This window comes from Scandinavium sp., assembly GCF_036271055.1.
In the GTDB taxonomy this organism is placed as follows: Bacteria; Pseudomonadota; Gammaproteobacteria; order Enterobacterales; family Enterobacteriaceae; genus Scandinavium.
Genome location: NZ_DATBBJ010000070.1, coordinates 182,330 through 194,015, shown reverse-complemented (window position 1 = coordinate 194,015; position 11,686 = coordinate 182,330). Strand labels below are relative to the sequence as shown.

The 11,686-nt window shown below is 50.8% G+C and carries 16 protein-coding genes; 8 read left to right on the top strand and 8 right to left on the bottom strand.

Annotated elements, in window-relative coordinates:
- Window positions 1–22: 22 nt before the first annotated feature.
- The 3 genes from VH187_RS13280 to VH187_RS13270 form a co-directional block, all read right to left on the bottom strand.
- Complete coding sequence (locus tag VH187_RS13280; protein WP_329701913.1) at window positions 23–265, bottom strand: hypothetical protein; 243 nt, start codon at window positions 263–265, stop codon at window positions 23–25.
- 167 nt (window positions 266–432) lie between these two features.
- Window positions 433–570, bottom strand: coding sequence for a hypothetical protein (locus tag VH187_RS13275; RefSeq protein ID WP_329701912.1), 138 nt, complete (start codon window positions 568–570; stop codon window positions 433–435).
- 308 nt (window positions 571–878) lie between these two features.
- Window positions 879–1,508 carry an ECs1377 family protein gene (locus VH187_RS13270; protein WP_329701911.1) on the bottom strand — a complete coding sequence of 210 codons (630 nt, stop codon included), beginning with the start codon at window positions 1,506–1,508 and terminating at the stop codon, window positions 879–881.
- 177 nt (window positions 1,509–1,685) lie between these two features.
- Here VH187_RS13270 and VH187_RS13265 point away from each other — a divergent pair, with 177 nt between their 5' ends.
- From VH187_RS13265 to VH187_RS13250, 4 genes are all read left to right on the top strand, one after another.
- Complete coding sequence (locus VH187_RS13265) at window positions 1,686–3,959, top strand: FdhF/YdeP family oxidoreductase (RefSeq protein WP_329701910.1); 2,274 nt, start codon at window positions 1,686–1,688, stop codon at window positions 3,957–3,959.
- 147 nt (window positions 3,960–4,106) lie between these two features.
- A complete protein-coding gene (locus tag VH187_RS13260) occupies window positions 4,107–4,973 on the top strand; it encodes a hypothetical protein (RefSeq protein WP_329701909.1) in 867 nt (288 codons plus the stop codon).
- 112 nt (window positions 4,974–5,085) lie between these two features.
- Window positions 5,086–5,316: a (4Fe-4S)-binding protein gene (locus VH187_RS13255; RefSeq protein ID WP_329701908.1), complete on the top strand. Its 231-nt coding sequence runs from the start codon at window positions 5,086–5,088 to the stop codon at window positions 5,314–5,316.
- A gap of 13 nt (window positions 5,317–5,329) precedes the next feature.
- Entirely contained in the window at window positions 5,330–5,602 is a 273-nt protein-coding gene (locus VH187_RS13250) for a GNAT family N-acetyltransferase (protein WP_329701907.1), read from the top strand.
- 73 nt (window positions 5,603–5,675) lie between these two features.
- Here VH187_RS13250 and VH187_RS13245 read toward each other — a convergent pair whose 3' ends face one another.
- Window positions 5,676–6,575, bottom strand: coding sequence for a LysR substrate-binding domain-containing protein (locus VH187_RS13245; protein ID WP_329701906.1), 900 nt, complete (start codon window positions 6,573–6,575; stop codon window positions 5,676–5,678).
- Window positions 6,576–6,674: 99 nt separating this feature from the next.
- Between VH187_RS13245 and VH187_RS13240 the strand changes: the two genes are divergently transcribed.
- Entirely contained in the window at window positions 6,675–7,283 is a 609-nt protein-coding gene (locus VH187_RS13240) for a short chain dehydrogenase (RefSeq protein ID WP_329701905.1), read from the top strand.
- Window positions 7,284–7,320: 37 nt separating this feature from the next.
- On the opposite strand, the gene VH187_RS13235 is transcribed toward VH187_RS13240, so the two are convergent.
- A complete protein-coding gene (locus VH187_RS13235) occupies window positions 7,321–7,479 on the bottom strand; it encodes a YqaE/Pmp3 family membrane protein (protein WP_329701904.1) in 159 nt (52 codons plus the stop codon).
- Window positions 7,480–7,633: 154 nt separating this feature from the next.
- Between VH187_RS13235 and VH187_RS13230 the strand changes: the two genes are divergently transcribed.
- Window positions 7,634–7,813, top strand: a complete 180-nt coding sequence (locus VH187_RS13230; protein ID WP_329701903.1) for a hypothetical protein — start codon at window positions 7,634–7,636, stop codon at window positions 7,811–7,813.
- Window positions 7,814–7,857: 44 nt separating this feature from the next.
- On the opposite strand, the gene stpA is transcribed toward VH187_RS13230, so the two are convergent.
- On the bottom strand, window positions 7,858–8,259 hold the full coding sequence (gene stpA / locus VH187_RS13225; protein WP_329701902.1) for a DNA-binding protein StpA: 402 nt from the start codon (window positions 8,257–8,259) through the stop codon (window positions 7,858–7,860).
- Between the two features lie 693 nt (window positions 8,260–8,952).
- On the opposite strand from stpA, the gene alaE reads away from it, so the two are divergent.
- Entirely contained in the window at window positions 8,953–9,390 is a 438-nt protein-coding gene (alaE, locus tag VH187_RS13220; protein WP_329701901.1) for an L-alanine exporter AlaE, read from the top strand.
- 45 nt (window positions 9,391–9,435) lie between these two features.
- Here alaE and VH187_RS13215 read toward each other — a convergent pair whose 3' ends face one another.
- The gene (locus VH187_RS13215) at window positions 9,436–9,780 is read right to left on the bottom strand and encodes a DUF2002 family protein (protein WP_329701900.1); all 345 of its coding nucleotides are present in this window, start codon (window positions 9,778–9,780) and stop codon (window positions 9,436–9,438) included.
- A gap of 160 nt (window positions 9,781–9,940) precedes the next feature.
- Between VH187_RS13215 and VH187_RS13210 the strand changes: the two genes are divergently transcribed.
- A complete protein-coding gene (locus tag VH187_RS13210; RefSeq protein ID WP_329701899.1) occupies window positions 9,941–10,267 on the top strand; it encodes an ElaB/YgaM/YqjD family protein in 327 nt (108 codons plus the stop codon).
- Between the two features lie 64 nt (window positions 10,268–10,331).
- Here the strand turns inward: VH187_RS13210 and pdxR are convergent, their stop codons facing one another.
- Entirely contained in the window at window positions 10,332–11,684 is a 1,353-nt protein-coding gene (pdxR, locus tag VH187_RS13205) for a MocR-like pyridoxine biosynthesis transcription factor PdxR (protein ID WP_329701898.1), read from the bottom strand.
- Window positions 11,685–11,686: the final 2 nt, after the last annotated feature.

Genomic DNA, 11,686 nt, shown 5'->3' with positions numbered 1-11,686 from the left:
GAGATTCAACACTAGCAGCGAGTTAATCCGCAAGAATTTTTGGTTGTAATTTCTTCCTAATAAGCCCATAGTAAGTAATCGTCAGTAGTAGATTAAAGCCCACAAATGCCGCTGTCATAATATTCGCTTCACTGGCACTCTTGAAATTGAATAACCTTGTGAGTGAGTCAACCAAACTATCAAAGGGAATTTTCTTAGCGACGATTAGCATAACCACGACAAATAATTCTATTTTGATGAATAAATTAATAACATATTTTCCCATTTGCGATCACTTCAATCATGCGGGAGAGTGATACAACTTTCCGGGTGATCAACAATCCAGTATTTACCCCTGGCACTGAGCCCATTTTAGGGATCAATCCACACCATCCATCATTACGGCATACGCCATAAAATAAAAAACCGCCCGTAGGCGGTTAATTATTTAGGTTATCTGAGCGGCGGGTCGACATCATCCGGTATTCCAGGGTCGAGCGGATCTATGGGATCCGGAATATCGGGAATGGTGTCACCCGGAAGAGGCTCATCTACCGGCACAGGATCAACCAAATCAGGACGTTCAACCATATTGCCTCCGTGAACGGTCCGTTAAGCGACGTCTAAGGCAACTATTTTTTGTCTTTCTGTGGATTTTTCTCGTTGTCTTTCGGCATCTTATCAGGTTTTTTAGGCTGGTCTTTATTCACGTTCAAAATAGTATGATTCATGGATAACTCCAGTAGGGTAAGCAGCGATGTGCTGCCTAATAATTATAGGTTCTCAGCCCCAATAGGCCATACGAAGCCGTAAAGTAATTACCCCTATCCCTGCCGTTTTCCTATTTTTTACGGAAAAAAGAAATAACAATGTACATATTATCAGCAGCTAAGACATGATTATTCAACCCGCCGATAAACCGGCACCCGACGAGTGGTTCCTGTCAGCGTATCGAACGCATCGACTTCTGCGGTCGAAATTCTCATCCCGGATTTTCTTAGGGTCGCGATATCGGCGGCGATGCGCTGCATGCCAAACCAGAACAATCCATCCAGTGCTGTCACCTGGAGTCCTGCTTCCAGCGCCAGTTTCAGGCGTTGCCTTGGGGCTTTGACTTGCTTAGCAATATCCTGGAACGCCGCGGTGGTGACATCGCCTGATTCAACCCGGCGTATACGATTCGAAAAACGGTAGCGAAAGGCATCCGGGATCGCGCTGAGATCGGTTTTCAGGCTGTAAACGCAGCCGTAACGATTATCACTGATCGTGACCGCTTTGCGACTGAGTTGCAGTTCATTACGCAGGTGATCGATAAGCTGCGGGGCGCGGATCAGCTGCAAACGAAATGGCAACTCAAAGCTCGTCACATAATCCACGTTCAACAACGCCAGCCTTAAACGCGCCTCGCTGCCGGCTTTTTCCTGTCGACACTCTTCCAGCACTTCTGCCCACTGCTGAGCCAGACGCGGGGGTTCACTGACCTCAGTAAATTGGTACTTTTCAATCTCGTAATCGATTCGCGCAGCCATGACTGTTTCCTTACCCACATACCTTCACTTTTCATTACTTTAGCGCATTAAACGCACAGTGCGCTATCAGTGAATGGCCTACCCCCTTCCCTGTTTGCTTACCTACAAGGGGGCGATTGAATGCGCGGGTCATCTTGTTAGATTGCGGCATCAATAATAAACAACGTAACTATTTTCATGAGCAAGAAAGTGAAAGGTATCGCTGCGTATCATCACGCGGCAGGCGGTTGGGGTGCTGTGAAAGCCACCACGGCGGCGGTTTGGGGCCAAAAAGCCATTGGTCGTGAAGTCATTGCGATGTTCCATATGAATCAGGTTAAAGGCTTTGATTGCCCGGGCTGCGCCTGGCCTGACCCGACCCATCGGGCACCGATGGAACTGTGTGAGAACGGCGTAAAAGCCGTGACCTGGGAAGCCACCAGCAAAAAAGTCGGCCCGGAATTCTTTCAGAAACACTGCGTAGACGAACTGCTTAGCTGGAACGACTTTGAACTTGAGAATGCCGGGCGTTTAACCCATCCGCTGAAATACGATGCGGTCAGTAAAAAATATCAGCCCGTCAAATGGGAAGACGCCTTCGCCGAAATAGGCACACTACTGCGTACCTACTCTGACCCCAACACGGTAGATTTTTATACCTCTGGCCGCGCCTCCAATGAAGCCGCTTACCTTTATCAGCTCTTTGCGCGCGAATACGGCACCAATAACTTTCCTGATTGTTCCAATATGTGCCACGGCCCCACCAGCGTAGGCCTGACCAACGCCATCGGTATCGGCAAAGGCACCGTAGAGCTGGACGATTTCGAGCATTGTGATTTGGTGATTAGCATCGGTCACAACCCGGGCACCAATCACCCACGCATGCTGGCGACCCTGCGTGAAGTCGCACAGCGCGGGGCGAAAATCATTTCGATTAACCCGTTATCTGAACGCGGCCTTGAACGCTTCAGTCATCCACAGATCCCTTCCGATCTGTTGACGCATGAAGGAGTGAAACTGTCTGAAAGCTATCATCACGTGAAGGTTGGCGGTGATGTTTATCTGATCCTCGGCATCATGAAAGCCCTGCTGGAAATGGCGGATAACGGCAGCAGCGTCGCCCTGGATAATGATTTTATCCGCGAACACACCCACGGTTTTGATGCCCTGCGTGAAGAACTGCACGCATCTCAATGGAGTGAACTGGTCGAGCATTCCGGTATCAGCCGCGACACGATGCGTGAAATCGCCTTCATTTATGGGCAATCCCGCGCCACGATCATTTGCTATGGCCTTGGCATTACTCAGCACGAGAACGGCACCAACAACGTGCAACAACTGGCAAATTTGTTGCTGCTCAAAGGCAATATGGGCCGTAAAGGCGCGGGGATTTGTCCGCTGCGTGGTCACTCCAACGTGCAGGGCGACCGCTCGGTTGGCATTAATGAAGCACCGACGGAAACGTTCCTGCAACGACTGGAAAGCGAGTTTGCATTTACCGCCCCGCGCGCGCATGGGCACTCTTCCGTCACCAGTATTCAGGCGATTGAAAAAGGTGAAATGAAGGCGCTGTTTTGCCTCGGCGGGAATCTTGCCGTGGCGATGCCTGACCCTGAACGCACCTTTGCTGCGGTGAAAAAGCTCGATTTGATGGTTCATATGGCGACCAAACTGAACCGTTCGCATCTGCTGTTAGCGAAGCATAATTATATCTTCCCGGTGCTGGGCCGTACCGAGAAGGACATTCAGGCGAGCGGGTTGCAGTCCGTCACCGTTGAAGATTCCATGAGCATGGTTCATGCCTCAACGGGTACGCTCAAACCCGCGTCGAAACACCTGCGTTCGGAACCGGCCATTATCGCTGGGCTGGCACGCGCGACGCTGCCAGAGTCTTCCGTTCCGTGGGAAGCCTTCATCGCTGATTACCGCGCTATCCGTAATTCTATCGAACGCGTCATTCCTGCCTTCGCCGGTTTTAACCAGCGTATCGAACACCCCGGCGGTTTTCGGATGGAAAATAGCGCGTCGCAGCGCATTTGGAACACCGCGACTGGCAAGGCCAATTTCACTCAGAGTAAAAAGCCGACAACCAAACGTGCAGGCTATCCGGCAGAAACGTTGATGCTGGCAACACTGCGCAGCCACGATCAGTACAACACCACGGTTTATGGCATGAACGACCGCTATCGCGGTGTCGTAGGCCGTCGCGATGTGCTGTTTATCAGTCAACATGAAGCGAAAGTACGTGAACTTGAAGTGGGCGATGTGGTGAACGTTGTGGCGCTGGATGCCTGCGGCGCGAAAACTCAGCGTCAGCTTAATGGCTTAACCGTTGTCATTCACGATATGGCGAACGGCTCAGTAGGCGCGTATTACCCGGAAGCAAACGTTCTGCTGTCGCTGGATGATTACGATGAGGAATGCCATATCCCGGCCTATAAAAGCGCGCCGGTAGTGATTGAAAAGGCATAAATAAGACGATTATTCGGCCGGATGCGCGCCCTGCCATCCGGCCGATTAATTTTAAACAACTCCTTTCTTGTCGCGTTACGATGCGCTGACTAAGATCTAAACACTTATCCCTTCTATAAGCTCCGCCCATGCGCGGGTGGAATCACTATGTTTGAAAGCAAAATGGCGGCTATGCGCCAGAAGCGCTGGAAAAAGCGCCTTCCTCTTTTAGTCTCACAGGACGCCCGCTGCGGTGATCCTTACGATTACTATTCTGTGCATCTGGTCGATGTCGATCGGAACCGTTATCAACTGACTGACTTCCAGGATCCGGTCGTGACGATTGCACGCTGGGACTACGACACCGAAAGCTATCTCGATGAACGCCGCATTAGTATTCCTGAACTCGATGCGATGCAGGCCGAAATCATTCACCATCGCAGCTTTGGCCCAATAAGTTTTGGCGGCATTCTGGCGTTCAACTTTAGCCGTCGCACACGTTTTGCTTATATCAAAACGCTTTTCAGCCGCGGTAAAGGCAAGCTGGTGTCGGCCTTTTTCGCCAACAAAGAGCTTAAAAGCCGTGACCGAATCGCCCTGCTCAACATGCTGGTGAATGAGTACATTCAGCAGCGTCCTTCCCGTCTCAATGCGGGTGTGACCATCAATGAAGTGATCGACATGCTGTACGGAAAACTCTGGTACAAGCACATTCGCAACGAAGAGTTTCGCCGCAAAGTCAGATTGCTGCTGAAATCACTGGTGATTACCGACGACCTGGCATTCGTGGATGACCGTTATTATGTTCAGCCGAAAGCGATGGCGACGCTGGTCGAGTTCGAGAAAGAGGAGCATCGCCTCAAGCAGCAGGAAAGAATGCAGCGTAATTTTGTGCGCCTGATGATTGTCATCACCGCCTCGACCGTGTTGATCACCCTTGCATTACTGGGGCTGGCAGGCGTTGTCGACTTGCATAAAGTTTGGGAATTCCTGCGTAATCTGAAGCCTGTTAGCGTGTTGATGAAGCTGATCTAACGCCGTCCTCTGGGATGCCGATTCGCTGCATCCCATGATTTCCTCTCTTTCCCCTTCCCCATCACAGGTCTATGCTTACCTCTGCAGTCACGCTAATAACAGAGGCCTTGTCGTGGATAAAGCGTTAATCGATGCGGGATACCGCCTTTACAGCGGTGAAAAAATCGACGTCTATTTTAATACTGGAATGTGTCAGCACTCGGGCAATTGCGTGCGGGGCAGCGGGGAGTTATTTAACCTGAAACGCAAACCCTGGATCTTGCCGGATAATGTCGACGCACAAACCGTTCAACGAGTGATTGATACCTGCCCAAGCGGCGCGTTGAAATACCAACTGAAATAGACCGGGAGAGACCATGGAAATTCTGGAAGGCAATACCAGCTTTTATGTAAACGATGCCGAAGGCCATCGCGTGGCCGAAGTGGTGTTTGTCCCGACGGGCGAACATCTCAGCATAATCGAACACACCGATGTGGATGAAAGCCTGAAAGGCCAGGGCGTAGGCAAGCAACTGGTGGCTAAAGTGGTGGAACGCATGCGCCGCGAAAACCGTAAAATTATTCCACTGTGTCCGTTTGCCAAACACGAATTTGATACCACACCGGAATACGCGGATATCCGCGCCTGATCGTCTACAACTGAGCCAGTGACGAAATAATCGCGAGACTCTTTCCCACTGGTTATTCACTTGATTGCCTGCCTCAGTGTAAATACCCTAATTTCGCCACTTCACTTTGCAAATGCGTGATAAAACCGCTGAGCTTCGGCAGCGGACGTAAATCTTGCCGATAAAGAATATGGACCGGGCGCGGCGCGGGTAGCCAGTCGTCCAGCACGCGGATTAATTTCCCGCTGTTGAGTTCATCGCTAAGCAAAATTTCAGGCTGGAGCAACAACCCGGCCCCGGCAAGCGCCGCCATTTTTAGCCCTAATCCGTCATTGCATATCAACACCGGATCGCGCCGCCACGGGCTTTCCGTTTCACTTCCGGGCAGTCGCCATTCGTTACGCGTGGTCCAGACCCTGTGCGACAAACAACGATGCGCCGAAAGCTCTTTGGGCGTTTGTGGTACACCGTCGCGGGCAAGGTATTCCGGCGAAGCACAAATCACCATGCGATAAAGGCACAGCGGTTTTGCGACCAGATCGTTATCACGTAAATCACCAATACGGACCGCGAGATCGAATCCCTCCTCGACCAGATTGACGACCCGATTACTGAGATCGAGTTCCACACGCACATCCGGATAACGCTGCAAAAAAGTCGCTACGATGGGCGCAACGATACATGCCCCAAAGGTCGTCGGCGCGCTGATGCGGAGCACGCCGGAAGGCGTGGCGCGCAGACGTTCAACAGATGCATCCGCCGCCGCGACGTGTTCCAGCACTTGCCGACACTCTTCGACATACACGCGGCCGGCATCGGTCAGGCTCTGGCGACGCGTAGTTCTGTCCAGCAAACGTGCGCCCAGGTTCGCCTCAAGCTGATTGATATACTTCCCGACCATCACGGCAGACATCTCAAGCCGGGCGGCAGCATCGGTAAAACTGCCGCTTTCGACCACCGCCACAAAGATTTCCATACTGCGAAGTTTATCCATATTGCAAACCATGAGTTATTAATGTTCTAACCATAAGCCAGTTTATCGCACAAACAATTAGGTAAAGAATAGCGTTCAGACCATAAAGAGGACGCTGAGATGAAAATTTTGATTGTGGGTGCCAGCGGCACCGTTGGCCATGCAGTAGCCACCGAACTGGAAAAAACAGGGCAACACACACTTATTCGCGTTGGTCGTCATCAGGGTGATGAACAGGTTGATCTCACTGATGACGCGAGTGTCGATGCGCTGTTTGCTCGCACGGGCAAAGTAGATGCGATTATCGCCACTACCGGGAATGTTTTCTTCGGTCCGCTCAATGAGATGACAGCGGAAAACTTTTCCATCGGCTTACAGGATAAGTTACTCGGCCAGGTTCGTCTGGCGCTCAAAAGCCAACATTTCCTTAATGACGGGGGTTCTATCACCTTGACCAGCGGGATCATTGCCGATGTACCGATTGCCCAGGGTGTGAATGCGACTACCGTGAATGCGGCGTTGGCCGGTTTTGTGAAAGCGGCAGCCTGCGAATTATCTCGAGGGATAAGAATCAATCTGGTGAGTCCAACATTGCTCACGGAATCAGAAGCGGCTTACGGCCCATTCTTCCCAGGATTTGAAAGCGTTCCGGCAGCACGTGTTGCGTTGGCCTATCGTCGAAGCGTTGAAGGGGTACAAAGCGGGCAGGTGTTTAAAGTCGGCTATTAAGAAAACGGGATCGTACAGGCGATCCCGTTGTTTTTTATCAGTCGCGGGTTTGTACCCAAAAAGCGTGGATCAGACCCGGGATGTAGCCCAGCAACGTCAGCACAATATTGATGATAAACGCCCAGCCAAATCCTTTACCGAGCAACACACCAATCGGTGGGATCAGAATAGTAAAAACGATACGCCAGAAACCCATACAAACTCCATGCAATTAGTGATGATAAAAAATATCTTCAAGCGTAGCCATTGTCACCCGCGCCGTCATTTTCGCCCATCGCGTTTACCCTCTTTTACCTTTTTGTTCCAATCTGCGCTAAGGTAAAGCAACAGACTTCATAAAGGAGAGCACGATGTATTCTGTTGGCGATCTGGTTCAACCCAAAATGGGTGGCCCAAAAATGAAAATTATCGAAACTCATGGCGACCAAATTGTGGCCGTAGCGGCGAGTGATGAACAGGGGCAGAAATATACTCTGAAAGAGGTAGATGTTGCCCCTTATCATGAAGAAGGCGATTTTGGTGTCTGTTAAAAAAACGGTGAGGCTTCCCTCACCGCTTCAATATTTAAATCAATTTAAATCAGAAAATCGTTAAGTGATTTGCCTTCAGCGATAGCCTGGGCAAGCGGTTTTGGCATTCTACCCTGACCTGTCCAGGTTTTTTGCTCACCGCCGATATCGGTAAAGCGATATTTAGCCGGACGCGCAGCACGCTTTTTAACGTTGTTGCTCGGCCCACTTGCCTCCGCCATGAAATCATCCGGCGAGATCCCTTCAGATTTCATAAGTTCAAGCCAGGCATTGATTTTTTTCTGCTTCTCGGCCAAACCTTCACGCATATCCGCTTCTTCGTTGCGCTTTTCTTCAGTCACGATCCTGAATTTTTCCAGTACATCCTCAAGAACGTCAATGGAGAATTCTCGCGTCATCGCACGCAGAGTACGGATATTATTTAGTTTTTGTAACATTGCAGACATATATTATTAAAACTCCTTTCCCCGGGATAAAAAAATCGTACCACAGGAACAATTGTATTATATGAAATAATTATTTACCACCCTCTCTGAGCAACCAAGGCTTTATCCAGACATTTCTCAACAAATATTCATCAATATCAGTTTGAGGGTTTTTCTATATATCAGTTTCTGATTTTAATGCTTGAATGAATAAAAACAGTTAAGTCTTAATATTTGTATTAGCGTTGAAAGATAAAGCCTTTCTTCTCTGTCAGGCGGCAGGAATGGAAACAGCCCAACCCTTTCAGTGCATGCATAGTCACATACAATGCATAAACAGCCAATAAATAAACCAGCATAAAATGCTGCAAAAATTACATCTAAAAGCACTTAAACCATGTGCGGATAATTGTTTTTATTCTGACCATTACGGCCCGCAATCCTGATGATAGAAAATACGCCATCATCCACAAGAAAACGCAACACAATGAAAACAAACGAATTACAACAAAGGACGAACAAAAAATAGCGTTGTAATCAAAAATCAACCAACCACAGAGTATTTTATCGACAAAGTGCGATTAATTAAAAATTTCGAGCTAGTTGTCACTTCAAGTGCAGGCAGATATTCTATGCGTGAAATGAAAGTCAATTCATCACTCTGTTAAAAAGCCAGTTTTATACATTAACCCCCTTCTATCAAGGAGCATACCGATGTTCTCTGCGCAGTCACGCCTGCGTCATGCGGCAGCAGACACTTTCGCCATGGTGGTCTACTGTTCCGTCGTGAACATGTTGATTGAAATATTTCTCTCCGGTATGAGCTTTGAGCAGTCACTTTCTTCTCGTATGGTCGCCATTCCCGTAAACATGTTAATTGCATGGCCCTACGGATTTTATCGCGACTGGATGATGCAGCACGCACGCCGTTTAAGCCCAACGAAAGGGATGAAAAATCTCGCCGATGTCGTGGCGTATGTGACGTTTCAGTCACCGGTTTATGTCGTGATTTTATTGTCTGTGGGCGCTGACTGGCATCAGATAGCCGCTGCGGTAAGCTCGAATATTGTGGTGTCGATGATGATGGGCGCGGTATATGGGTATTTTCTCGACTACTGCCGCCGCCTGTTTCGTGTCAGTCAGTACGCCTGACGCAGGAAGGTGAACGCCACGACTGGCAAGCAGCCAGCCGCAGGTTTATTGTCCTTCGCCAAAAAGACCATTAAGAAAACGCTCAAGCGCAATACGAGAGCTGAATCCGTGCGGTATTCCGTAATGCTCCTGCGCATCGCCGCCTAAATAAAGCGGGAACTGCTGATAATGGTCGCAGGTTTTAATCTCGGAGGCCGGATCCGCCAGCAAATTGCTGCGCTCTTTAAGGCCCGGATGAATGATAAGCGCCGTTCTGCCCATTCTTGCTTCGCGGTTCACGTAGACGTAGCTCTCGCCGCGGCGATAGCCATAAATTTTCTGCGTCACTTCGTCCATCGTGAATCCGACTTTTTCAAGAACGCGCGCCACCTCATCAGGTCGTAAATACATATGCTTTCCTCGTTATCCTGTACAGCCACGCCACCTTACAGTATTCAGCATTAGCATCGCTTTCAGAAAAATCCATAAACGACCTGATAAGGCGTGATTCATCTCAGAGGAATAAAATCTGTCCTAAACTTAGAGTCACCGTTAATCAAGGGAGGATCCCATGTTCAACAGACCTAACCGCAACGATGTAGATGATGGCGTACAGGATATTCAAAATGACGTCAGCCAGTTGGCCGACTCGCTGGAAGAGGTGCTGAAATCTTGGGGCAGCGATGCCAAGGACGAAGCAGATGCCGCGCAACGCAAAGCGAAATCTTTGCTGCGTGAAACCCGAGCCAGGATGCAAGGCCGCACTCGTGTTCAACAGGCAGCACGCGATGCAGCGGGCTGCGCTGATACCTTTGTGCGGGATAAACCGTGGCAAAGTGTGGGTGCCGCAGCTGCAGTCGGTATCTTTATTGGCGCTTTATTGAGCTTGCGCCGATAATAAAAGCGTAATGCTGATAATAAATACGCGTCCGCCCCGGCAGGCTTCTGGTTTGTCGGGGCTTTTATTTGATGGCCTGACTGAGCATGCGCGCCTGTTGCTGCGCCATTGCCAGACTGGAAATATTGGTAAAGCTCATCAGCAGCCCAGATTCCCCCTGACTGTTCATTCGCCAGTCGCTTAATGCCTGTACCGCAAGCCGGGCCTGACGAGCGCGCCGCGCAAGCTCGCGGTCATCACCCTGAATCGACATCACCAACTGAATCCCCCCCTGCTGTGGCACGACCTGGAAGCCCTGCTCTGCCAGCGCCTGCTCCAGCCATTGCCGACGTTGTGCATAATGCTGGCGCATCTTTTTCAAATGACGCCAGAAATGGCCTTCACGCATAAAATCCGCCAGTGTCATTTGCCACAGCAGCGGCACACTGCACGCCGTCAGTGAAGCCTGCTGACGAAACGCCGCCACCTGCGGCAGTGGCACCACCAGCCAGGCTGTTCGTAATGCCGGGAACAATGACTTACTGAACGTGCCAGCGTAGATCACGCGCTGCGGTGCATCGAGGCTTTTGATCGGCGGGAGCGGTTTACCTTGATAGCGAAACTCGCTGTCGTAATCGTCTTCAATAATCCACGCTTCCCGGTGCGCGGCCCAATCCATTAGCTGATGACGACGCGGCAACGATAGCGCCACACCCAGCGGGCTTTGGTGCGCGGGCGTCAGTAGCGCAAAACGCGCATCGGGTGCCAGCCGCAGCCCTTCTTCAATTTGCATCCCTTCTTCATCCACCGGCACCGGACAAAACTCAATGCCCTGACGCGCAATCAGTGGGCGAATCAACGGGAAACCGGGATCTTCCAGCCAGATTTTATCGCCTGCTTGCCCAAGCGTTTGCAGGACAAGCGTCATCGACGCCGCATAACCAGTGGTGATGAACACCTGTTCCGGTAAACATTCAATGCTTCTGGAAAAACGTAAATATTCGACAATCGCACTGCGCAGTGTCATTTCACCGCACACGTCGCCCAAGGCCAGATCAAAACGGGTTTGGGTGCGCAGGCGTCGCCCCATCACCCGCGCCCACTGCGCTCGCGGGAACAAATCCAATGCAGGTAATCCCATCTGGAACGGCTGCGGCTCCGGCTGTTCTCCGCCGTACCACACAGGTTCCGGCGCGGCAGGCCCGGGGACAACGCCCGCACTGACGAATGTCCCCGCTTGCCCGCGTCGTTCTAACCACCCTTGTGCCACCAGCTCACCGTAAGCCGCTTCTACCGTGGCGCGTGAGACCCCTAACTCCTGAGCATAAACGCGACTGGCGGGCAGCCGTTTGCCCGGCGACAGTTCACCTTGTTCTATCGCGGTTTTAAGCTGGCGGGAGATTTGCTGGTAGCGTGGTCCGGGAGTGGATTCATTCATGG

Coding starts and splice junctions, on each gene's coding strand:
- VH187_RS13235 (WP_329701904.1), bottom strand. CDS start 7,479: ATGGGTTTCTGGCGTATCGTTTTTACTATTCTGATCCCACCGATTGGT.
- VH187_RS13275 (WP_329701912.1), bottom strand. CDS start 570: ATGGTTGAACGTCCTGATTTGGTTGATCCTGTGCCGGTAGATGAGCCT.
- pdxR (WP_329701898.1), bottom strand. CDS start 11,684: ATGAATGAATCCACTCCCGGACCACGCTACCAGCAAATCTCCCGCCAG.
- VH187_RS13210 (WP_329701899.1), top strand. CDS start 9,941: ATGTTCAACAGACCTAACCGCAACGATGTAGATGATGGCGTACAGGAT.
- stpA (WP_329701902.1), bottom strand. CDS start 8,259: ATGTCTGCAATGTTACAAAAACTAAATAATATCCGTACTCTGCGTGCG.
- VH187_RS13270 (WP_329701911.1), bottom strand. CDS start 1,508: ATGGCTGCGCGAATCGATTACGAGATTGAAAAGTACCAATTTACTGAG.
- VH187_RS13260 (WP_329701909.1), top strand. CDS start 4,107: ATGTTTGAAAGCAAAATGGCGGCTATGCGCCAGAAGCGCTGGAAAAAG.
- VH187_RS13280 (WP_329701913.1), bottom strand. CDS start 265: ATGGGAAAATATGTTATTAATTTATTCATCAAAATAGAATTATTTGTC.
- VH187_RS13230 (WP_329701903.1), top strand. CDS start 7,634: ATGTATTCTGTTGGCGATCTGGTTCAACCCAAAATGGGTGGCCCAAAA.
- VH187_RS13250 (WP_329701907.1), top strand. CDS start 5,330: ATGGAAATTCTGGAAGGCAATACCAGCTTTTATGTAAACGATGCCGAA.
- VH187_RS13245 (WP_329701906.1), bottom strand. CDS start 6,575: ATGGATAAACTTCGCAGTATGGAAATCTTTGTGGCGGTGGTCGAAAGC.
- alaE (WP_329701901.1), top strand. CDS start 8,953: ATGTTCTCTGCGCAGTCACGCCTGCGTCATGCGGCAGCAGACACTTTC.
- VH187_RS13215 (WP_329701900.1), bottom strand. CDS start 9,780: ATGTATTTACGACCTGATGAGGTGGCGCGCGTTCTTGAAAAAGTCGGA.
- VH187_RS13265 (WP_329701910.1), top strand. CDS start 1,686: ATGAGCAAGAAAGTGAAAGGTATCGCTGCGTATCATCACGCGGCAGGC.
- VH187_RS13240 (WP_329701905.1), top strand. CDS start 6,675: ATGAAAATTTTGATTGTGGGTGCCAGCGGCACCGTTGGCCATGCAGTA.